At 70.5% G+C, this 21,251-nt stretch carries 25 protein-coding genes; 21 read left to right on the forward strand and 4 right to left on the reverse strand.

Annotated features, from left to right (window positions below; all coding sequences use genetic code 11):
• Positions 1–28: 28 nt before the first annotated feature.
• The 10 genes from ACNYC2_RS28620 to ACNYC2_RS28665 all read left to right on the forward strand — a co-directional run bounded on the left by ACNYC2_RS28620 (position 29) and on the right by ACNYC2_RS28665 (position 7,386).
• The gene (locus ACNYC2_RS28620) at positions 29–1,456 is read left to right on the forward strand and encodes a hypothetical protein (protein WP_419704977.1); all 1,428 of its coding nucleotides are present in this window, start codon (positions 29–31) and stop codon (positions 1,454–1,456) included.
• A complete protein-coding gene (locus ACNYC2_RS28625; RefSeq protein WP_419704978.1) occupies positions 1,453–2,961 on the forward strand; it encodes a phage portal protein in 1,509 nt (502 codons plus the stop codon). Before ACNYC2_RS28620 ends, ACNYC2_RS28625 begins: the two co-directional genes overlap by 4 nt.
• Before the next feature lies 1 nt (position 2,962).
• Positions 2,963–3,811 (forward strand): hypothetical protein, encoded by an 849-nt coding sequence (locus ACNYC2_RS28630; protein ID WP_419704979.1) that lies wholly within the window; start codon positions 2,963–2,965, stop codon positions 3,809–3,811.
• A gap of 84 nt (positions 3,812–3,895) precedes the next feature.
• The gene (locus tag ACNYC2_RS28635) at positions 3,896–4,480 is read left to right on the forward strand and encodes a hypothetical protein (protein ID WP_419704980.1); all 585 of its coding nucleotides are present in this window, start codon (positions 3,896–3,898) and stop codon (positions 4,478–4,480) included.
• Positions 4,481–4,501: 21 nt separating this feature from the next.
• Positions 4,502–5,320 carry a hypothetical protein gene (locus tag ACNYC2_RS28640; RefSeq protein ID WP_419704981.1) on the forward strand — a complete coding sequence of 273 codons (819 nt, stop codon included), beginning with the start codon at positions 4,502–4,504 and terminating at the stop codon, positions 5,318–5,320.
• Positions 5,321–5,360: 40 nt separating this feature from the next.
• On the forward strand, positions 5,361–5,858 hold the full coding sequence (locus ACNYC2_RS28645) for a hypothetical protein (protein ID WP_419704982.1): 498 nt from the start codon (positions 5,361–5,363) through the stop codon (positions 5,856–5,858).
• 191 nt (positions 5,859–6,049) lie between these two features.
• The gene (locus ACNYC2_RS28650) at positions 6,050–6,451 is read left to right on the forward strand and encodes a Gp19/Gp15/Gp42 family protein (protein WP_419704983.1); all 402 of its coding nucleotides are present in this window, start codon (positions 6,050–6,052) and stop codon (positions 6,449–6,451) included.
• A 1-nt stretch (position 6,452) separates the two neighbouring features.
• The gene (locus ACNYC2_RS28655; RefSeq protein ID WP_419704984.1) at positions 6,453–6,779 is read left to right on the forward strand and encodes a hypothetical protein; all 327 of its coding nucleotides are present in this window, start codon (positions 6,453–6,455) and stop codon (positions 6,777–6,779) included.
• A gap of 8 nt (positions 6,780–6,787) precedes the next feature.
• Entirely contained in the window at positions 6,788–7,042 is a 255-nt protein-coding gene (locus ACNYC2_RS28660) for a hypothetical protein (protein ID WP_419704985.1), read from the forward strand.
• The gene (locus ACNYC2_RS28665) at positions 7,039–7,386 is read left to right on the forward strand and encodes a hypothetical protein (protein WP_419704986.1); all 348 of its coding nucleotides are present in this window, start codon (positions 7,039–7,041) and stop codon (positions 7,384–7,386) included. The genes ACNYC2_RS28660 and ACNYC2_RS28665 overlap by 4 nt, the downstream gene beginning before the upstream one ends.
• Here the strand turns inward: ACNYC2_RS28665 and ACNYC2_RS28670 are convergent.
• Positions 7,383–7,580 (reverse strand): hypothetical protein, encoded by a 198-nt coding sequence (locus ACNYC2_RS28670; RefSeq protein ID WP_419704987.1) that lies wholly within the window; start codon positions 7,578–7,580, stop codon positions 7,383–7,385. The two genes, ACNYC2_RS28665 and ACNYC2_RS28670, sit on opposite strands and share 4 nt — an antisense overlap.
• Positions 7,581–7,633: 53 nt before the next feature.
• Between ACNYC2_RS28670 and ACNYC2_RS28675 the strand changes: the two genes are divergently transcribed.
• The 11 genes from ACNYC2_RS28675 to ACNYC2_RS28725 are packed head-to-tail and all read left to right on the forward strand — an operon-like array spanning position 7,634 to position 18,925.
• Entirely contained in the window at positions 7,634–8,053 is a 420-nt protein-coding gene (locus ACNYC2_RS28675) for a phage tail terminator protein (protein ID WP_419704988.1), read from the forward strand.
• Positions 8,054–8,055: 2 nt separating this feature from the next.
• Positions 8,056–8,832, forward strand: a complete 777-nt coding sequence (locus ACNYC2_RS28680) for an IPT/TIG domain-containing protein (protein ID WP_419704989.1) — start codon at positions 8,056–8,058, stop codon at positions 8,830–8,832.
• Entirely contained in the window at positions 8,829–9,383 is a 555-nt protein-coding gene (locus ACNYC2_RS28685) for a DUF7426 family protein (protein ID WP_419704990.1), read from the forward strand. Before ACNYC2_RS28680 ends, ACNYC2_RS28685 begins: the two co-directional genes overlap by 4 nt.
• Complete coding sequence (locus tag ACNYC2_RS28690) at positions 9,383–9,592, forward strand: hypothetical protein (RefSeq protein ID WP_419704991.1); 210 nt, start codon at positions 9,383–9,385, stop codon at positions 9,590–9,592. The genes ACNYC2_RS28685 and ACNYC2_RS28690 overlap by 1 nt, the downstream gene beginning before the upstream one ends.
• A gap of 4 nt (positions 9,593–9,596) precedes the next feature.
• Positions 9,597–12,767 carry a hypothetical protein gene (locus tag ACNYC2_RS28695; RefSeq protein WP_419704992.1) on the forward strand — a complete coding sequence of 1,057 codons (3,171 nt, stop codon included), beginning with the start codon at positions 9,597–9,599 and terminating at the stop codon, positions 12,765–12,767.
• Positions 12,767–13,594 carry a hypothetical protein gene (locus ACNYC2_RS28700; RefSeq protein WP_419704993.1) on the forward strand — a complete coding sequence of 276 codons (828 nt, stop codon included), beginning with the start codon at positions 12,767–12,769 and terminating at the stop codon, positions 13,592–13,594. Before ACNYC2_RS28695 ends, ACNYC2_RS28700 begins: the two co-directional genes overlap by 1 nt.
• Before the next feature lie 58 nt (positions 13,595–13,652).
• Complete coding sequence (locus ACNYC2_RS28705; RefSeq protein WP_419704994.1) at positions 13,653–17,048, forward strand: hypothetical protein; 3,396 nt, start codon at positions 13,653–13,655, stop codon at positions 17,046–17,048.
• A complete protein-coding gene (locus tag ACNYC2_RS28710; RefSeq protein WP_419704995.1) occupies positions 17,045–17,212 on the forward strand; it encodes a hypothetical protein in 168 nt (55 codons plus the stop codon). Before ACNYC2_RS28705 ends, ACNYC2_RS28710 begins: the two co-directional genes overlap by 4 nt.
• Positions 17,213–17,226: 14 nt before the next feature.
• Positions 17,227–17,547: a hypothetical protein gene (locus tag ACNYC2_RS28715; protein WP_419704996.1), complete on the forward strand. Its 321-nt coding sequence runs from the start codon at positions 17,227–17,229 to the stop codon at positions 17,545–17,547.
• A gap of 3 nt (positions 17,548–17,550) precedes the next feature.
• The gene (locus ACNYC2_RS28720; RefSeq protein ID WP_419704997.1) at positions 17,551–18,468 is read left to right on the forward strand and encodes an N-acetylmuramoyl-L-alanine amidase; all 918 of its coding nucleotides are present in this window, start codon (positions 17,551–17,553) and stop codon (positions 18,466–18,468) included.
• 13 nt (positions 18,469–18,481) lie between these two features.
• On the forward strand, positions 18,482–18,925 hold the full coding sequence (locus ACNYC2_RS28725) for a hypothetical protein (RefSeq protein WP_419704998.1): 444 nt from the start codon (positions 18,482–18,484) through the stop codon (positions 18,923–18,925).
• A 90-nt stretch (positions 18,926–19,015) separates the two neighbouring features.
• On the opposite strand, the gene ACNYC2_RS28730 is transcribed toward ACNYC2_RS28725, so the two are convergent.
• The 3 genes from ACNYC2_RS28730 to ACNYC2_RS28740 are packed head-to-tail and all read right to left on the reverse strand — an operon-like array spanning position 19,016 to position 21,242.
• Complete coding sequence (locus ACNYC2_RS28730; protein ID WP_419704999.1) at positions 19,016–19,837, reverse strand: HAD family hydrolase; 822 nt, start codon at positions 19,835–19,837, stop codon at positions 19,016–19,018.
• A 45-nt stretch (positions 19,838–19,882) separates the two neighbouring features.
• The gene (locus tag ACNYC2_RS28735; protein WP_419705000.1) at positions 19,883–20,776 is read right to left on the reverse strand and encodes a helix-turn-helix domain-containing protein; all 894 of its coding nucleotides are present in this window, start codon (positions 20,774–20,776) and stop codon (positions 19,883–19,885) included.
• Positions 20,748–21,242 (reverse strand): DUF6879 family protein, encoded by a 495-nt coding sequence (locus ACNYC2_RS28740; protein WP_419705001.1) that lies wholly within the window; start codon positions 21,240–21,242, stop codon positions 20,748–20,750. Before ACNYC2_RS28740 ends, ACNYC2_RS28735 begins: the two co-directional genes overlap by 29 nt.
• Between the last annotated feature and the right edge of the window lie 9 nt (positions 21,243–21,251).

Here is a 21,251-nt window from a genome sequence, read left to right on the forward strand (position 1 = left end):
CCCTCGGCGTGGTCGGCACCCGCAGCGTGTGCGGCTGCGCGACGTCGCGCGGCACGTGTGCGTCCCGCAGGGCATCCGCACGACGGAGTGGCCCACGGTCCGCAGCAAGTGCCGCCAGCTCGGCCTGACGTTCGACGACTGGCAGGACTCGGTCGGCAAGCTCGCGCTGGCCAAGCGCGAGGACGGCACGTACGCGGCCGGCATCGGTGGCGTGGTGCTCAGCATCCCGCGGCAGACCGGCAAGACGTTCCTGATCGCGGCCATCGTGTTCGCGATGTGCCTCCTCCACAAGGACCTCACGGTCCTGTGGACAGCACACCGCAAGAAGACCGCCGAGGAGACGTTCGGCAAGCTGCAGGCGTTCGCCGGCCGGAAGAAGATCGCGCCGCACGTCGACCGGGTCACGGTCGGTTCGGGCGACGAGGTCGTCTACTTCAAGAACGGCAGCCGGATCCTGTTCGGCGCTCGCGAGCGTGGCTTCGGCCGCGGGTTCGACGACGTCGACGTCGAGATCTTCGACGAGGCGCAGATCCTCACCGAGGCTGCGGTCGAGGACATGGTGCCGGCGACGAACGTCGCGCGGAACCCGCTGCTGTTCTTCATCGGCACGCCGCCGCGGCCCAAGGACCCGGGCGAGGTGTTCCGGGGCAAGCGCAAGGACGCGATCGACGGCGACGAGGACACCCTCTACGTCGAGTTCTCCGCCGACCCGGACGCGAGCGAGGACGACCGCACGCAGTGGGCCAAGGCGAACCCGTCCTACCCGTCGCGTACCAACACGGCATCCGTGCTGCGGATGAAGAAGAACATGAACGTGCCGGGCTCGTTCCGGCGCGAGGCGCTCGGCATCTGGGACGACGACGCCAACCGGTCGAAGATCCACCCGCGCCGCTGGGCCAAGGGCAACGTGAGCAAGCCGCCCGCCGACGGCGTCGACAGCTACGGCGTGAAGTTCTCGCCCGATGGCGCGGTCGTCGCGCTGTCCGCGTGCCGCAAGACGGACGACGGGCGGCTGCACGTCGAGTGCATCGCCCGCCGGCCGACGTCGGACGGCACGGCGTGGCTGGTCGAGTGGCTCGCTCCGCGGCGACGGAAGGCGGCGCAGATCGTGGTGGACGGCAAGGCTGGTCAGGCCGGGCTCGTGAACGAGCTGCGCGCGGCGAGGGTCGCCCAGAGCGTGATCATCACCCCGACCACGGACCAGGTGATCGCCGCGCACACGATGCTCCTGGAGGGCGTCAAGCGCGTCACGATCACCCACCTCGACGATCCGGTCCTGAACGACTCGGTAGCCCGCTCCGGGCAACGGCTGATCGGCAAGGCCGGTGGCTGGGGCTTCGAGGGCATCAACGGCGGCGACCCGACAGCGGTCGAGTCTGTCGCGTTCGCGGCATGGGCCGCACGAACCAGCCGGCGACGGCCCGGACGCAAGACGAGGGGGTCAGTGCTCGCATGAAGACCCGACCGATCAACCTGCCTACCGTCGTGGCCGGGCTGCCTGACGACGCCAAGGACACGCTCGTGCAGCTCGTGCGCGAGTGGCAGCAGCGACGGTTCCGCAACCAGCTGCGCCGCAAGTACTACGAGGGCAAGAACGGCCTCAAGGACCTGGGCATCTCGATCCCGCCGCAGCTCAAGACGTTCGAGGTCGTCGTCGGGTGGCCGGCCAAGGCCGTCAACGCCATGGTGCGGCGCACGAAGCTGCTCGGCTTCACCAACACCGAGGGCTCCGCGGAGCTGCAGGCGCAGGTCGACGAGATCATCGAGAGCAACAACCTGCTCTCGCAGTACGGGTCGGCACACACCAGTGCGCTGCAGCACGGGTGCGTGTTCGCGTTCGTGCACCTCGGCCGGCCCGAGCTCGGCGAGCCCGAGGTGATGGTCACGTTCCGCGACGCCGAGTGGGCCACCGCCGAGTGGAACGCCCGCACCCAGTCCTGCAGCGCCGCGCTGTCCGTCCTGGACATCGACGAGACCACGTTCGGTCTGGGCCGCCCGACGAGCCTGGCCCTGTACGTGCCGGGCATCGTCTACATCATCGACTACGTGCCGAACCTGGGGATCTACCAGGTCAGCGACGTGCAGACGCACGGCGCCGGCGTGCCGGTCGAGGTCCTCCCGTACCAGCCGCTGCTCGGCCGCCCATTCGGCCGCTCCCGCATCACCCGCGCGGTCATGTACCTGACCGACGCGGCAGCCCGCACAGCGCTGCGCACCGAGGTCGGCGCCGAGTTCTACAACGCGCCCCAGCGGTACGCCCTCGGCGCCGAGGAGGACGCGTTCGAGGACAAGAACGGCAAGCCGATCCCGTCCTGGACCGTCACGCTCGGCCGGCTGCTGACACTGTCCCGCGACGAGGACGGCAACATCCCCACCGTCGGCCAGTTTGCCCAGCAGTCGATGGAGCCCAACCTCGCGCAGCAGCGCCAGAACGCCTCCTCGTTCGCCGCCGAGACCGACCTGCCTGTCAGCTCGCTCGGCATCGTGCAGGACAACCCGTCCAGCGCCGAGGCGATCAAGGCTGCCAACGACGACCTGGGCCTGGAGATCGAGAACTGGGAGAGCGCCGTCCTAGGGCCGGCGCACCAGCGCATCATGCGCCGCGCAGTCCTGATGGCCTCCGACTCCCCGGCGGCGCTCGTTGCGGCCCGCACGCTGCGCGCGGACTGGGGATCGTGGGCCACACCCACGGAGGTCTCGCAGGCGCAGGCGTCGCAGGCGCGCGTCACGGCGATCCCCGCGCTGGCACAGACCACGGTCGAGCTCCGGAAGATGGGCTACAAGCCCGACGAGATCAAGGAGATGCAGTCGGACTGGCGCCGAGCTCAGGGCGGCGGCCTGCTGGCCTCGCTCGCCGCCGGCCGTTTGCCGACCGAGGCGGACGGCGAGACCGCACCGACGCCGCCGGCCGTTCCGACTCCGCCACCTGCTTCGGAGCCGGCCCCGGCCGGGGCCGGCTGAGATGCCGACGCCTGCTGAGGTCGCACAGTTCGCGGCCGCGAACCAGACCATCGTGCGGATGGTGAACGCAGACCTGGCGTCGTTCTGGGCCACGCTGCCGCTGCGCAATCCCGACACGGCCCGCGACATGCTGCTGGAGTTCGTGCCGATCTTGGTGGCGCAGTACGGCGAGATCGCTGCGGACGCCGCGGCGGAGTGGTTCGAGCAGCTGCGCGACCAGGCCGCGGGCGACGGGCTGTTCCGCGCGGTGGGTGTGCTCGGCAACTTCCGAGCTCGCGCGCTCGACCCTCTGGAGTCGGTGCCCCCGGTGGCCACGGAGTCAACGGTCCGGTTCGCCGCCGGCGGGCTGTACCGGCCCGACGAGGCAACCCGACCCAAGGACATGCCGGCCACTCCGGAGCAGACCCTCAAGATGCTGCGCGGAGCCCTGCAGAAGCAGGTCCTGCAGCCGGGCAGGGACACGCTCGTGGCCAACACGAACCGGGACCGGGCCGCGTACGGCTGGGGCCGGTTCGTGCGGCCCGGGGCGTGCAAGTTCTGCCGCATGCTCTCGGGCCGCGGCGGCGTGTACACGGAGATCTCCGCAGCGTTCGACGCGCACGACGGCGAGTGCCTGTGCGTCGTCGGCCCGACGTGGGACCAGAGCGCGCCCAAGGCCGACGTCCGCGCGGAGTTCGTTGCCTCGACGAGGACCACGGCCCTGCGCCTGCAGGCCGAGCGGGGCGACGCCGCCGCCGCGGCGAAGCTCGCCGAGTACCGCACCCGACTCGCGAACTACCTCGAGGAACTGCCCGAGGACGCCGGCGTCACGTACGACGCCACCGACGACGACGCCGTCGACGGCGACTAGAAGCTTCCCGCCACGCGGCGGGGTACCCGACACGCGCACGGGGTAACAGCGCGGAATGCCGACGGGCCTACGGAAGGAACAACGATGAGCACCAGCATCCCCGAGGGCGGCACGCCCCCTCAGCCTGCGGAGAACGACAACAAGGGCGGTCAGAGCGGGAACTACACGCCCCCCGCATCGCAGGCAGACCTGGACCGGATCGTCGCCGAGCGACTCTCGCGCGAGCGCGCGAAGTTCGCCGACTACGACGACCTCAAGACCAAGGCCGAGAAGCTGGCCGAGATCGAGGCATCGCAGCTATCCGAGGCCGAGAAGACGGCGGCTCGGATCGCGGCGCTCGAGGCCGAGAACCAGGGATTCAAGACGAAGGAGCAGGTGTCCGGCTGGAAGAAGCAGGTCTCCGAGGAGACCGGTGTTCCCGCCGCCGCGCTCAAGGGTTCGTCGCTCGAGGAGCTCCAGGCGCACGCCGAGGCCCTCAAGCCGCTCATCGCTGCTGCTGCCCCGCCCGAACCGCCGGCGCCGCCGGCCGGGCCCACCGTCCCCGGCGAGGGAGGCACCCCGCCCGCGGGTGTCGCCCAGCTCACCGCGGCGGACCTCAAGTCCATGACCCCGGAGCAGATCAACAAGGCGCGCCGTGAGGGGCGCTTCAACAAGCTGCTCGGCGTCTGACCCTGAAAGGGGACACCCACCATGGCCGTCAACAACTACATCCCGGAGATCTGGCACGCCGCTCTCCTGGAGAACCTCCACCAGAACACGTTCATCATCCCGACCCTCAACCACGACTACGAGGGCGACATCGTCAACGGTGGCGAGAAGGTCAAGATCACCGGCTTCACCACGCCGACGGTCAAGACCTACACGGGCTCGATCACGCGCGACGCGATCGTCGACAACGGCCTCGAGCTGCTCATCGACCAGATGAAGTACTACGCCTACCTCGTCGACGACGTCGACAAGGTCCAGGCGGCCGGCTCGTTCGACGCGGTCCAGGCCGACGCCGGCCTGGCGCTCGCCGACGTCGCCGAGGACTTCGTCATCACCGACATGCTGACCAACGGCACGTCGGCCGGCACGACCGCCCTCGCGACGTTCGCCGCGGCGGACGCCGCGGTGAAGACGATGCGCACGGCCATGGTCAAGGCCAAGGTCCCCACCGCGCAGCGCTACCTCGCGGCCAACCCGGAGTTCGCCGGTTGGCTCATGGACGCCGGCGGGTCGCTGTTCAAGGCGAACGAGTCCGGGTCGGACCAGACGCTGCGCAACGGCGTCATCGGTACCTACCGCGGGTTCACGGTCATCGAGACCCCGTCGGCCGCACTGGCCAACGCCGGACGCCCGGGCGCGGTCGGCTACTGGGGCCGGGCCTACGGGTTCGCCGAGCAGCTCGTCAAGGACCGCGCGCAGACCGTCACGGACGCCTTCGGCGACCAGGTCGACGGCCTGCACGTCTACGGCGGCAAGGTCATCCGACCCACCGCCGTGCGCACCTGGCTCGCGGCCGCCTGAGTCGCGGCCCGACCCCCTTTCCGACAGGAGGAACCCCCACATGGTTTGGATCCGATCCAAGACCAACGGCAACGTGTTCGACGTCGAGGACGTCGACCGCGCCAAGCAGCTCGTCGACCAGGGTCACGAGGCCTTCGACTCGGACCCGCGCGAGTCGGGGGCAAAGCCGCTGCACGCGACGGCGCCCACGTTCGGCGTGCCGATCGACGTGCAGCCCAAGCAGGCCGGCAGCACCACACCGGCCAAGTACCCCGCGGGCGAGCCCGCGGCGGACTGGCAGGTGAAGCAGCTCAAGGCCTACGCCAGGGACCGCGGCGTCGAGCTCGACGGCGCGCGCACCAAGCCGGAGATCCTGGCCGCCCTGCTCACCGCGGGTGAGGACGACGACCTGGACGACGAGGACCTGGACGACGAGGACCTCGACGACGACGAGATCGACGACGAGGACCCCGACGAGCCCGACGGCGACGAGGACCAGGACGACGAGTCCGACACCCCCGTCGACGCCGAGGACGAGACCGAGTCCAAGGACTCCTGACGCACGCGGGCGGGCAACCGCCCGCGTGCCCCACACCTGGTGGCGGGCGTCAACGTCGGCCCGGGAAGGGCCCCGTGTGCGCCCACCTTTCCCGACGAAGGTAGGGCAGGGGTTGCGTATCCCGGGTGACTTTCGGCCCCGCGACGACCCTGCCTGCGCCCGCCACCGCACCACCGCCCGAGGAGGTCACCATGGCTCTCACGCCACCGTTCGCCGCGGAGTCGGACCTGCCGAGCACGCTCAACGCCGACGTCCGCGTACGAGCCGCAGCGCAGCTGACGAACGCCTCGCAGCTGATCCTCGACGAGGACACCCGGGGCATCCTCGACGACCTCACGGCCGTCACTCCGACGATCAAGCGCATCACGATCGCCGTGGCCATCCGCGCCGCGCTGCCTGCAGCGGGCGCGTCCGACGGCGCACCGATCACCCAGACGGCCTGGGGCGCCGGCGGGTTCAACGAGTCCAAGACGTTCGCCAACCCGATGGGCGACCTGTACCTCACCAAAGCCGAACGTAGGCAGCTGCGATTCACCAAGCAGCGCGCCGGCCACGTCGACATGTGGGCCGGCGCCTACGAAGAGACCGTGTGACGTGGCCGAGATCCCGGCGTACATGACGCCGCACCGGGTCACTGTCGAGCCGCTGACGGGCTCGGGCGGCATGGGCGAGACCTGGGGACCCCCGGTCTCCGACGTGCCCGCCATGGTCGAGGAGGGCGCCCTCCTGGTGCGCGACGCCACCGGCGCCGAGACCGTGTCCTCCGCCCGCGTTCACTGCTCCTGGGACGTCGACGCCCCGCCCGGCTCCAACGTCACCGTGTGGACCGGCACCGCAAAGGAGCGCACCGCCACGGTCGTCTCGACCGCCGGCGCACCACACCCCACCCTGCCGTCCTGGCAGACCCTCAACCTGACCTGAGGTGCCCCGTGAAGTTCGCACTCATCGCCACCGACCACGCCGACGCCCGCCGCTGGACCGAGAGGCACGGCGCTCGCGGCTTCATCATCCTCACGCCACGATCGCCCAACGCCGTCCGCGGCGTCGAGCTCGGCGCCGCTTGGGCGACCGACGCGGCCCGGGAGCACCCCAAGTTCCAGGACCTCCTGCAGGAGCTCGTGCCGACGCTCGCGACCGCCCCGCCGATCTGCGGGGCGCAGATGCCCGACGGCTGGCAACCGTGACGGACATCGTGTCGAGCGGTGACCTGCTCGCGATGATCCGCCGCGCCAACGCCGCAGCGGTCAACGCGCAGGCCGAGCTCGGCCACGAACGAACCGAGGCCCTCGTGCCGCGCGACGACGACGTCCTGGCCGACTCGCTCGAGGTCAGCGAGGCAACGCCGGACGACGTCGTCGCGACGCTGTACACGGACCTCGTCTACGCGCCGTGGCAGCACGAGGCGCTGTACAACAAGCACGCGAACGGGCAGCCGAAGTTCATGGAGTCCGCCGTCGTCGGCGCCGACTCACAGAACCGGATGGAGCAGGCGGCGGCGCAGGCCGCGCTGCGCGAGCTGGGTGGCTAGAGCATGCAGTCCTCGACGGACCACGTGCCGTCCTGGACCAGTCCCGACTGTTCGCACTCGGCGCGCTCGTTCTGCTCGTCGATGTCTTGGATCCAGTAGATGCCGAGCACGACGGCCACCACCACCGCGATGAGCGCGATCGCGCCGATGACCTGACCCCGCGCTGGGCGTGACGACTCCTGCTCTGCGTCCATGCCCCGATAGTCCCACCCGCGCACACGAGCGCCCACGGAAGCAGGGGGTGAACATGCGCGACTCAGACCTCGTCAAGCAAGTCGCCACGATCCTCGCCGCAGGTACGGGCTGGGCATGGCGGCCGACCGGCCCCGCGTACACCGCGACCGAGACCGGCGTCTACTACGGCCAGGTCAGCACCGCCCCCGACGCCCCGCACCGGGCGTGCGGCATCACGCCGTACGGGCCAACCGACGACCTGAGCGACGTGCCCGGACTGCGCCGCGTGCAGCTATGGCTTCGCGGCGACAAGGGCGACCCGGACAGCGCCGACGACCTCGCAGATGCCGCGTTCGACATCCTGCACGGCCTGATGCGGGTCGGTGGCATCCACCTGATGAAACGCGTGTCGAGCGCCCAGCTCGGCATCGACGGAAACGGCCGGCGTCTGCGGGCCGACAACTACGAGATCCAACCCGAACTGGAGACCTGACCATGCCACTCCCTTCCTCTCTGCCTGCCGGTTACAGCCTCGTCTCGGACTTCGAGTGGGGTCTGGACATCGATCTGACCGACACCGACGTCACGCCCACGTGGCAGGCCCACCGACTCCTGACGAGCATGACGCCCACCCCGACCCAGGTCACCCGCGACGAGGGCACGTTCGACGACGAGGGCAACCCGAACCAGGGCGTGGTTGGCGTCGGTGTGGCGCTGGCCGCCACGTCCCGCCTGGCGACCGCGCTCGGTACGGGCCTGTACCTGCCCGAGGTCGAGGTGCTGGACATCAAGTCGCGGCAGGCCAGCCCGTTCAACGCGGCCCACTGCCGGTGGTACCACAAGCCGAAGCAGCCCGGGGTGACGCCGCACCCGGTGGCGTTCGAGGGGTGGGTGTCGGTCGCGCAGACTCCGCCCACCACCGGCATCGTCGGCGCCACCTCCGACGTCACGCACACGCTCACGAGCAAGGGCAAGATCCTGGAGATCGCCAACCCGTACACGGGCGCCGCGGTCGCGCAGGACCCGATCATCGCGGCAATCTCGCCGGCAGGTCGCGCCGTCGGCGAGATCATCACGATCAACGGGTCCAACTTCACCGCCGCGGCCACCGTCACGATCGACGGCATCGCGCTCGCCCCGGAGGAGATCAACTACGTCGGACCCAACCAGCTCGTCGTGGTGATCCCGGTCGCTGCCGCCGGCGCGTCGCCGGTCATCGTCACCACCACGGCCGGCGCCTCCAACGCCGTGCAGTACACGGTCGCCGCGTGAGCGGGCTCGACGCGGGCGTCGTCGGCGAATGGCTCGCCGACGCCGACGACGCCCCAATCCCGATCCCCTGGCGCGGGCAGGTGTACTACGCACAGCCGCCCGACGGCGCTCGCGGCAAGCGGATCGTCGCGCTGTCTGCCCTGTCCAGGGGTGAGACGAAGCCGAGCAGCGATGTCGAGGAGACCGACGTCGCCGCCGACTCGGCGGACCAGGGCGGTGCGCTCGACGCGATCCTGCAGGGCGAGCCGCTCGAGGTTCTCACCATTGGGCGTGAGACCTACGAGGCGCTCATTGACGCGGGGATGAGAGCCGATGGTGAGGCGATGCGGCGGGTGTCCACGCTCTGTCTCATCCGGTGGGCCTACGGGTCCGACGAGATCGCACGCAACTACCTGGCCAACTTCGGCCGTCCCGCCGAGGCGGAGTCGGGGACCCCGACGCCCCCAAAATCACGGGCCCGGTCGGGCCGGAAGACATCGCGCAGTACGGCATCGGCGAGCGGGACCCGGTCACGGGCTGGTTCCCGGACTACGTCTTCCCCGAAGGAGTGATGGACGCCCCCACCCCCGAGAGTGTGACTCGCGGGTGGGGCGACGTCATCCCGCACTGGCGCCTCGCGGTGCTGGACCTGCGACGCCTGTACGGCATCGACCTAACAGACCCGTCCACTATGCGTGGCCCGTGGTCACGCGTCCGGCCGTACCTGCTCGGCCTCCTGCTCGACTCGTCCTCGCTGGTGTACCGAGCCGTCTGGAGGTAGCCGCATGGCACTCGTAGTCGCAGAGCTGATGACGCTGTTCAAGGGTGACGACTCTGGCGTCGAGACGGTCATCAAGCGGACCGAGAACCGCCGCAAGGAGATCGACGGGGCCACGGCCACGGTCAAGGTCGACGGCGACGACACGGCGGCGCTGCGCTCGTTCGACGAGGTCCTGGCCGGCCTGCGGGAGATCGACTCGTCGACCGCCCGTGCCACCGTCCAGGCCGACATCGACACCGCGCAGGCCGCGCTGCGCGACCTGGCCGCCGAGCTCGACGACGTCGACCAGACCCGCGCCGAGGCCGAGGTCCACGCCGAGGTCAAGCGTGCGCTGTCCGACCTCGAGAAGGCGGAGCGCGCCCTCGAGGACCTGGACTCCACGGTGGTCCGCCCGCGCATCAACCCGGACGGGCTGCACGAGTTCCGGGACGAGGCGAACAGCACCGCCCGCGAGGCGGCGGCTTCGTTCGACGGCTCGTTCGAGTCTGCGGCCGACGCGGTGCAGGAGACCGCGGCGAACGCACTAGCCGGCTTCGGCCCGATCGGCGCCGCAGCAGGCCTCGCCGCTGCGGCCGGTCTCGGCATCGTCCTGGCCAAGCTGAACGAGATCTCGGAGGCCACCAACGCGGCGGCCGAAGAGGGCGCCGAGTGGTCGACCTCGTTCAACGGCACCGACCAGGCGGGACGGCTCGGCTCGCTCCGGGACGCATGGTCCGAGCTGGCCGCTGAGGTCCGCGACACTCGCGAGGTCTACGAGCTGTGGCAGGACCGTGCGGTCACCGCCGTCGAGCAGATCGCCGCGGCGTCGAGCCTCGCCGGCGAGGACGTCTCGGCGTTCATGTCGTCGTTCGAGGAGACCGACCCGACCACTCGGCTGGAGAGCCTGCGCGACACGCTCGAATCCGTGCGCGCAAAGCAGCAGGAGTACATCGAAGCGCAGCAAGGCTTCGTGACTATCTCCGAGTCGCGGGCGCTCGGTGACAAGCGTGTTGCCCTCGAGCAGCTCGGTGACATCGTCGAAGAGGAGGCGGCCAAGCAGGAGGCCGCCAACGAGATCGAGCGTGCGAACGCCTCGGCACTCGGCCTGTCCGTCGACGCCTACCGAGCACACATCGCCGCCCAGGAGCGCGCCGCCGAGGCTCAGGACGCCTACAACCAGGCGCTCACTTCCGCCGCCGACCCGGTCAGCGTGTACAACGATCTGCTGACGCAGAAGGAAGCAGCCGAGCAGCGCACCGCCGAGGCCACCGCTGAGGCGACGTCGGATGCGTCGGACAGCTGGGAGGACTTCGCCAAGGACGTCACGGTCACCACGGGCGACCTGATCAATCAGTGGCAGCGCCAGGCGCGCGAGGCCCAGGAGTTCGAGGAGAACCTCGCGGCCATCGCCGCGGCCGGCGGTCAGGCCATGGCCGACGAGCTGCGGGCCAAGGGCCCGGAGGTCGCCGGCTCGGTAGCGGCAGTCATCGCCGAGGCGGGACCCAAGCAGCAGGCCGCGGCGATCGCGTCGCACGCTGCGGCCACCGGTAGCTCGATCTCGCAGCAGATGGCCGACACCCTGGTAAAGCAGGGGTGGCGCCTGCAGCGCGCCGTCGACGGCACGATCGAGGCGGTCCACCCGAAGAAGGACATCACCGTCACGGTGACCGACGGCGGGTCGGCCGATCGCGTCAAGGGCGAGATCGCGGACATCCCGACGTCCAAGGTCGTCACGATCACGACGATCCAGCAGGTCTGGGGCGGTAGTCCCACGGGCACCGGCACGGTGCTGCGCAACAGCGCGACCGGCTCCCGCCTGCCTGGGTTCCCCACCGGCGGGCGCCTGCCCGGCCGCCCGCCGTCGGACCCACTGGCGGACAACCTCCTGGGCGTCGACGGCGCGGGCATCCCCCGCGTGCGCGTGCGCTCGCGCGAGTGGCTCATCCGGGAGCCGGCGGCGGACTACTACGGCGATGGCCTGCTGTCTGCGATCAACGCGATGGCGGTCCCGCGCGAGGTGCTGGCCGGTCTCCCCGGCCTCGCCGGCGGCGGGGTTCAGGCGGCCCGCGCCGACGTGCTGCGCACTCAACGTGCTCTCGAATTGGCCCGTAGGTCGTTCCGGCGCGTGCGCTCCGACCGCAACGAGGACCGCTGGAGCGCCGCGCAGGAAGCGGCTGAGGCGGCACGTGAACGGTACGCGCGCCTGCGTGAGGAAGCCGCGAGCCTGCGCACGGACCTGCGCCGTGGAGATATCCGCGACCAGGTGACGAGCGGCCTGTCGGGTGCTCAGGGTGCCACGGACCAGCTGCGGGATCTCGCCCGCTCGGGTGACCTGTCGCGGAGCAGTTCGGAGCGCCTGGCGGGTGGTGCAGACAAGGCGGAGCGGGCGCTGTCGATTCTGTACAAGCATGCCGACCGCCTGGACAAGAAGGTCGCCTCGGCGACGTCGAACTTCGAGAAGTGGAAGGCCATCGCCGACGACGTCTCGGCGACCATCAGCGAGGGCTTCTCCCTGGGCGGCGTCACGGGCGGCACCGACCCGTGGTCGGGCGCTGAGCGCGCGGCAACGGGCTCTCAGCTGCTGGCGGCGACGCAGTCCTACGAGGCAAAGGCGAAGACTCTCGTCCTGCGGCTCCAGGCACTGCGGAAGGCCGGCTACGGCACGGCGATCCTGCAGGAGGTCGCCGCGCAGGGCGTCGAGGGCGGCGTGGCGATGGCTGACGCGCTGCTGGCCCTGTCGCCGAAGGACATGAAAGCCCTGCAGTCGTCGCTCTCCGAGATCGATCGACTCGGGGATCGTGCGGGTGCTGAGGCGACGGGAGGCAATCTCTCGTCGGCAGCTCGTGCGCTCGAGATCGCGGAGGCCCAGGCCGCCGCGATCGACAAGCGCATCAACGACTGGGCGACCCGGCTCGGCAGCGAGCTCGCCCGTGCGCTCGGCATCAAGGCCCGCGCCGGCGGCGGCCCGACGGTCGATGGGTCGGCCTACCTGGTCGGCGAGAACGGCCCGGAGCTGCGCGTCGAACGCAGCGACGGGTACATCGTCAACAACCCTGACACGGCGAACGTGCTGCGCGGCGGTGGCCCGACGGTCACGCACAACTGGAACATCACCCAGTACAGCCCAGTCAACGAGCCGCCGTCGGTCACGATCGCGAAGACCGCTCGCCAGTTCGCGAACGTCGGGAGGCGCTGATGGCCGCTGACATCACCTGGACCGCGCGGGGGATCGACACCCGACGCTGGAACATCCAGGCTGCGTCGCAGCACACCGCCGACGTCGGCACCAGGCAGGCCCAGGTGGTGATCCCAGGCCGGCACGGCGTGATCGTCGAGCCGCTGCAGGAGTACGAGGCGTTCACCGTCACCCTGGAGTTCCTGCTCAAGGGCGCAATGGTCTCCCTGGTGGCGGCCGAGCACGAGCTCAAGCGGGCACTGACCGCGCCCGGGCTCGTGCTCGGCCTGTCCGCCGGTGGCCTGGTCACCTCCGCGCCGGCGAAGTTCCTCGGGCTCTCGCAGGGCGAGTTCACCGCCGAGGTCCAGGCCCGGTTCACCGCGCAGATCCTCGTGCCCGGCGCGTTCCTGCGCGGACCCTCGATCGACATCGGCCCCACCGTCGTCACCACCGGGCTGTCCATCGACCTGCCGGCGCTCGCTGCCGGGTCCGGCCCGGTGGCCGACGCGGTGCTGCGCTTCCGGGGTCCGCTGTCGGTCGTCGTGGCGGTCGACGACGCATCCGGCACGGGCAACTCGTGGTCCGGTACCGCACTGACCTCCGCCGACTATCTGTTCATCGACACGGCCACGTCGAAGGCGTGGCGCTCGACGTCGGCCACCCAGTGGGCCCCGGGGGGAACGGACGTCTCGGGCGGCCTGTCGCGTCAGGCGCTCGGGTCGCTGCAGCTGCAGCCGACGCCGTCCGTCGGTGACCCGGCGGTCCCGGAGTGCTCGGTCACCGTGACCGGCACGGGGTTCGCCGGCACGACGGCGCTGACCGTGCGCGCGCAGCCGGCCTACCTCTAGTCGCCAGTGCAGTCACGCCCCGTGGCTGCCACTACTTCACCCGGAAGCGGGGTTCCTCGTGATCGCTGCACGCCTGCAGGCCTACACGCCGAACGGCGCCCCGCTGGGGGAGCTGCCGTACCCGCTGACGATCGACCCGATGGTCGCGCACAACGACGTCGGGTCCCTGACGTTCTCGTACTCGAACCTGGCGGCGGGCGGCGCGCACCTGGCGACCGCGCTGCAGTCCGGGCTCGAGGTCGCGCTCGAGCTGTCCAAGGGCGAGAAGGACGTGCTGGGCCGTGACGTGTGGGTCGAGCCCAAGGGCTGCCGGTTCGTTCGCCTCGAGGACGACAGCGACCCGTCCGACCCCACGAAGCGGGTGAGCCTGACGCTGCCCTCGTTCGGGTGGCTGCTGGCCCGCTGTGTCGTCGGCGCGGCGGGTGCCGTCGACAACATCCGGACCTTCACCGCGCCGACGGTCGGCGAGATCCTCCTGGCGCTCCTGGACGAGAACGTCGACCGCGACGGGTACGCCACCTCGGTCGTGCCGACGTTCACCGAGACGACCGACTCCGCGGGCACGGCCTGGCCGGTGCTGCCGGACATGAGGTTCAACGTCGGCGACGACTACCTCACGGTGCTCGACGGCCTGATGGCGGCCGGCGCGTGCGACTGGACGACGCAGGCTCGCGGCTTGTACTGCTACGTGCCCGACTCGCCGACGCTGTCCCTGGACCTGTCCGGGACGGACGGCGTCACGCTGACCCTCGGCACCGACATCGCCGGCGCACCGACGAAGCGGTCCATTGCGAACATGGCGGGCCGGGTCCTGGTCATGGCCGCTGCCGGCGGCGTGACTATGGCCGAGGAGCCGACGGCCACCACGGGTTGGGGCATCCCCGAGACCACGCTGCGGATCGGGCAGGTCGCGGGGGAGTCCGCCGGCATCGCCGCGGGGCAGGCGCACCTGGAGCAGGTGGGCCGCCCGCAGGGGCAGTTCACGCGCGAGCTCGTCCTCGGCGAGGCGACCCACGTGCCGCTGATGGACTACTGGCCGGGCTGCTGGATCATGGCGCCTGGGGCTGCTGGTGCGGGCGAGAAGCTGCGCGTGCAGCAGGCCACGCTCTCGTTCAAGGGCATCGACTCGACCGGCGCGCTGACGCTGAATGACCTCATGCTCGAGCAGGAGGAGCGTCGCGCGCGCACTCTCGCGTCACTGGCCGGTGGCACGATCTCGCCCGGCGGGCCGCCTGCCCCGATCGCCGTGGACCCGGAGGCGTCTCGCGTCCCGTCCACCCCGACGGGCTTGGAGACGACCGCCGCCGTTGTCTTCCAGGGCACCACCCCGCGCGGCGTCGTCACGGCAGTGTGGAACCCGGTCACCACCGGCACGGACACGGGCGCACTGACGATCAGCGGCTACGAGCTCCAGTGGCGCATCGGTGCCGGCGCCTGGCAGGCGATCCGTACGGCGGAGCTGTCGGCGCAGATCGGCAACCTCACCCCGGGCGACTCGATCGAGACCCGCGTGCGTGCCATCGGTGCACGCACCACGCTGCCCAGCGCGTGGTCGACGGTCGACACCGTGCTGGTGCCGGGCGACGTGACCCCGCCGTCGGTGCCCACGGCGCCGACGACCGCGTCTGCGCTGATGATCGTGTCGGTGACGTGGGCGGGCACGCTCGCGGCGGCGATCCCTGCCGACTTCGCACGCGTCGAGGTCGCCGTGGGCACGACGTCCACACCGACGACGGTGTGCGGCGCGCTCACCCGTGGCGGGGCGCTGCAGGTCACCGCACAGACGCTCGGTGTGGCCATCGGGGACACCGTCTGGGCGCGGCTGCGGTCCGTGGACACGACCGGCAACGTCTCGGCCTACTCCGCCGCAGTGTCGGTCGTCGTGGCCGGCGTCAAGGGGCCCGACCTCGAGGCCAACTCCGTCACCGCGAACACGATCGCGGTCGGCGCACTGGACTTCAAGATCGCGAACGGTATGGAGCTGGTCGCGCCCGACATCAAGACGGCGACGTCTGGCGCGCGCGTGGAGATCAACCCCACCGGCTCCTACTGGTACAACTCCGCGGGCACCCAGACCGTCTCGATCGTCGGCGGCACCGCCACGATCACCGGCGGCACCGTCACTGGCGCGTTGGTGCGCACCGCGGCCTCCGGTGCCCGTGCCGACATGGCGAACCTGACCGGCGGCGGCGGGTTCTGGGCGCGTGACTCGACCGGCGCGGCGCGAGCCACCATGCAGGTCTCCGACACAGTCTCACCGGGCATCTACCTGTGGGACTCCGCAGGCACCTCGCGCGTCTTCCTGTACACCTCGGGCACCACGTCGGTCATGAGCTTCCGCAACCCGGCCAACGCCGAGGTCATGAAGATCACCGACGGGCAGATCAAGATTTTCAGCGGCGGCCAGTTCGTCGCTGAGCACATCAACGGGCAGGTCGCCCTCCAGGCTGGCCCGATCGGGCCCTCGTGGGGTCTGCTGGTCAACAAGGACAACGGCAACCCGGTCATGCGGGTCTACCAGACCAGTGGCGACTCCGGGAGAATCTTCGTCGGCCACGAGAACCAGAACATCCTCACCATGCAGGTGTGGGCCACCGGTGTCTGGTTCGGCCAGAACGACAGCATCCCCGGCACCGGGTCCGCCATGACGGATTTCGTCATCAACACGGACGAGTTCTACCTGTACAACGCGGGCGGGACCCTCATCCACGGGTGGCGCTCGTCGGGGTCCACGCGCATATCCCTCGGTGACACGACCGACCCCCTCGCGAACTTCTGGCTGTACGCGGCCGAGTCCCAGATCCGCAACCACAGCACGCTCTTCTTCATCGACGGCTCCGACGTGACCACAGGGTCCATCGACCGCGCCGGGGCCGGGGCACTGCGTGTCGCCGGCGGCAACGGCGCGATGCTGACTCTGGGTGCTGGAGCGAACTTCGTCTCCGCGAACGGCAACACGGTCACCCTGGACAACACGAACCTGCGCAGCGCGACCGTCTACTCCAACACGACGACCGGTGCCGCGAACGTGGTCGTGGTCACCACGAGCGGCGTCCTCATGCGCTCCACGTCCCTGCGGGCCGCGAAGCTCGACATCGAGGACGCCCCCGCCGCGTGGGCCGACCTGGCGCTCGCGCTGCGCCCGCGCACATGGCTCGACCGCAGCAACGTCGAGCGCTACGCGGACGCCCTCACGGCCCAGGACGAGGGGGAGCAGGTCGACTGGGAGCTCGAGCACATCCTGCGCATCGACGAGCGCACCCCAGGCTTCGTGGCCGAGGAGGTCCTCGCCGCCGGCGGTGACGTCTTCATCTCCCGCGACGAGATGGGCGCGGCGGCAGGCCTGGCCTACGAACGCCTCACCGCCGCCCTCGTCGTCCTCGCCCAGCGCCAGCAGCAGCAGATCGACTCACTGACCGCCCGTATCACCACCCTCGAAGGGGACAACCCATGACCGACCAGACACCGGTGTCCGTGGACGCCGTGCAGGTGCTCCAGATCATCGAGTCCGCCCACCCCGACATCGTGACCGCAGCCGTCTGGCAGGTGCGCGCCCAGGCCGCTGAGGCCCGCGTGGCCGAGCTGGAGGCGGCCCAGGCAGCGAGCGGCACCGACTAAGGGCTGTGGCGGACATGACCACCTCAGACCCGACCCTCGCCGTTGTCGTCGCACGCCTGGACGACCTGCGCTCCGAGGTCTCCGACATGCGCGTGGAGGTCCGCACCACGGCCTCCGCGTTCCTGCCGCGCACCGAGTGGGAGCTGTGGCGCGCATCCGCGAACCGCGAGATCGCCGAGGCCCGTGCCGACGCCGAGCAGGCCGTGGCCGAGGCGCGCCACGAGGCATCGAAGGTCCGGACCGAGATCGACGGCCGCCGCATTCCCTGGACCGCCGTGGTCGCCGCCGTCGTCGCGATCGCGAGCCTCGCCCTGAACCTCTGGAACGGAGCCTGAGCCATGCAGCACGTCATCCCGTTCGCCACCTACCGCCCGATCGCCTGGGCAGAGGCGCGCGACGACGCCACCAACCCGACGTGCGTAATCCTGCACCTGACGGCGTCCGAGGCCACCAGCCAGCACGGCTATTTCTCGAACCCCGCGAACAAGGCGTGCTCGAACACCCACGTCGCGCGCAGCGGCCACATCGAGCAGTACATCCGGGGCGACCGGCTCAGCGCCGCCGACTCGTACGGCAGCTCGCGGGCGTTCTCGATCGAGACCCAGGGCGCCGACGCGAACGGCCGATGGACGCCTGAGCAGTGCGAGTCCATCGCCCGCATCATCGCCTGGGCCCACCAGACCTACGGCATCCCGCTGCGGCTGATGACGTCGTCCGCGACGGGCGAGCACGGCATCGGCTGGCACCGCCTGGGCGTGAACGGCAACTTCCCGTCGATGCCGAACATCCTCGCCGGCCGCATGCAGCGCGGTGGCGGCGAGGTCTGGTCCAGCGCGTTCGGGAAGGTCTGCCCAGGCGACAACCGCATCAAGCAGATCCCCGCCATCCTCGACCGCGCCATCGCCATCGTGGCCGGCGCCGACACCAACCCTGGAGGCTTCATGCCCGACCTGACCGAGAAGGACCAGAGGGAGCTCAAGGACCGCGTCGACGACATCTACGCCCTCCTGACCACCCCGATCAAGGACGGCCGCGGCGCGGCGCCGCCGCGCGCCATCTGGGAGCGCGTCCTTAACGCCGCCCGCCGCGTCCTGGCCAACCAGCTGGCTGACGAGGTCGTCCCGGTCGAGGTCGACGTCGACGCCGGCGACGTCGCCGACGCCCTGGTCGAGCGCCTCGACGCGCTGCTCGAACGCCTGCCCGCCGACACGGCCCGCACCGTCGTCGACACCCTCACCGCCCGCCTCTCGAAGTAGGAGAACCCGCATCATGATCAACCCCACCCTCGCCACGGCGCTCGCGGAGGTCGTCGACCTCATCCCCCGCAAGGTCCGCACGGTGATCTACGCCGCGGCCGTCGTCGTCGCGCTGCTCGCGATCGCCGCGCAGGGCGTGACCGACATCTGGTTCCCCGAGCTCGACGACCGCGTCGACGCCACGACGGCCCGGGTCGTGGCCGCCTGCCTGTTCATCGTCGGCGCCCTCGGCTTCGCCTACCGGCCCACGCGGGCCAGCCTGGAGCAACTGCAGCCCGCAGAGCCCGCCGACGAGGCCGTGTACACGCAGGAGGCCCTGGCCCGGACGATCGCCACGCTGACCGGCGCCGGGTACAGCCTCGACGCCGCCGTCGACGCGGTGATGGCGGGCAACCTCTCGGTGCTCAACCGCCCCGCCGAGCCGGCGTCGCCCGAGGATGTCAGAGCCTCGGAGTAACCTGACCGAGACAACTCCCAGTAGTCGAAGAAGCGCCCCGGCGTGGCCCCCCAGAGGCCGCGTCGGGGCGCTTTGCCGTGCCTGGACACCTCAGTCCAGAAGCGACAGCAGGGCGCTCGCGGCGCCGTCGTCGTCGATGGTGCCGGTGACGGTGTCCGCGGCCGCGCGGACGTGGGCGGGTGCGTGGCCCATGGCGATGCCGCACGTCGCCCACTCGAGCATCTCGAGGTCGTTGTCGCTGTCGCCGATGGAGACGGTGTCGTAGTCCTCGACGCCGAGCAGGGCGCGGATCTTCTCCAGCGCGGTCGCCTTGGAGATCCCGTTGGCCGTCACGTCGATCCAGTCAGATCGGCCCTGGGGTGCGACAGCTGTTAGCCCGTGCGCTTGCAGGTCCGGGACGAGACGGTAGGCGGCGGGGTCGTGCATGGCGAGCCGCGGAGTCGGGTGGCTCCAGAGCTCCTCGAGGGCCCGCACACTGTTCTGCACGCCGTTGAGCTGGCCTTCGGGGAAAGGCAGGTTCACGCGGTAGCCGTCGCCAGGGATCTCCGCGGCGATCCGCACGCCGGGCGTAGTTCTGAGCGCGACCCGTACGGCGATCTCGGTATCGACCAGGTGCTGCTCGGTGATCTCGTAGTGGCCGTCGATCAGGTGCGCGGTGATCGCGCCGTTCGAGGCGACGATCCACGCGTCTTGCAGCCCCAGCTGCAGGGCCACGGGGATCGCCCCGGTCAGCGACCGGCCGGTCGCTAAGACGATGTGGTGGCCAGCCGCGCGGACCTTGGCTGCGGCGGCTCGCACGGCAGGGCGCACGGGGTGCCCCGTGCGGACCAAGGTGCCATCGATGTCGCAGGCGACGAGCGCCCGCTCGGTCACGTCGGGGTGCCGCGCTGCGAGCGGCGTCGCTGTGGTCATGCGCTGGAGATTATTAACGCGAATCGCTGGCGGCGAGAAGATTGCTCAAGATTGCTCGGACGGGTCGCCCTCAGCGTCGAGACGGTTCGCGATCGCCTCGACGGTCCTGGTCAAGAGGGTGCGTGCCTTGCGGTCGTAGTCGGCGTCCAGCGCGAGTGATTCGAACACCTTCGTGTAGAGCTCAACCTCGCCGGGCTGCGCCAGGTTGAGGCCGGCCGAGAAGGTCTCGACCTGGACCAGGTCGGCGTCGTGGATCCAGAAGCCGTGAGTTGGCGCGATCGTGTAGCGCGTCTCGAACGGGATGATCCCGAGCCGGACGCTGGGCAGCATGGACAACGAGATCATCCGGTCGACCTGGCCCAGCATCACCTCGAGCGGGCACAGGGCGTAGTGCAGCACGGCCTCGGTCACAACCATGTGGAACCGCTTGCCTGGCCGGTACAGGATCTCCTGCCGGCGCATCCGCTCGGCGACCGCGGCGTCGACGTCCTGGCGGTGACCGAACTTGTGCGTGACCTCGGCGAACCGGTACCGGGCGTACTCCGGCGTCTGCAGCAACCCGGGGACGAACGTCGGCTCGAAGATCCGCAGCAGCTCGGTCGACTCCTCGCGCCGAGCTGTCTGCGTCTGGACGGTGGCCACGCCGGCGCGGAACTGCCGCTGCCACTCCGCGTGCCGGGTCTCCAGCGTGTGCAGCGCAACGAGCAGGCCGTCGACCTCCTGCTCGGCGTTGGTAGTCCGGCACCACGCGCGGATGTCGTCGTCAGAGGGGGTCTGCTTTGAGTGCTCGATCTTCGAGACCTTGGACGGCTGCCAGGACAACGACGTGGCGAGCTGCAGGCCGGTCAGGCCCGCAGCTCGCCGTAGCTCGCGCAGACGCCCCGCGAGGGCGTCGCGAGCGTCGTTGAGATCAGAGCTTGTCGATGTGCTTCGCGGCAAAGTCGTCTCTCGTGATCGCGCGGTGCCAGGCGGCATCGCGCTGGTAGTTCAACTCGACCACTGTGGCCGGGTCGTCGATGAGCTCGACGCCGAGGAACTCGTCCTCGTCGTCGAAGTGCATCTTGCCGACGGTGCGCGAGTCGAACAGCCAGTAGTCGAACTCGGGCAGCCCGCCGGCGTCCTGTCGTGCAACGTACCGGATGTCCTCGCCCGCCTCGTTGGCCAGCTCGGCGACGCCCAAGGAGAAGCGGACATAGTCGCTCAGCGGTACCGAGACGACCCGAACGCGCCGGAAGGTGCGCCCGTCGCCGGTCGTCGTCCGGATCGACGCGAGCCAGTTCTGGAACCAGCCCATGTCGGGATCCTCGCCGGCGAGGAACTGCGCGAACGCAGCCGCCTCGCTCGGCGCGGCGTAGCTGTCGCGGGTCTCCAGCCGGAACGCCGAGTGCTCGAACTCCTTGAGCATCCGCGCGAA

This window comes from Promicromonospora sp. NFX87 (assembly GCF_048564965.1).
Classification (GTDB): domain Bacteria; phylum Actinomycetota; class Actinomycetes; order Actinomycetales; family Cellulomonadaceae; genus Promicromonospora.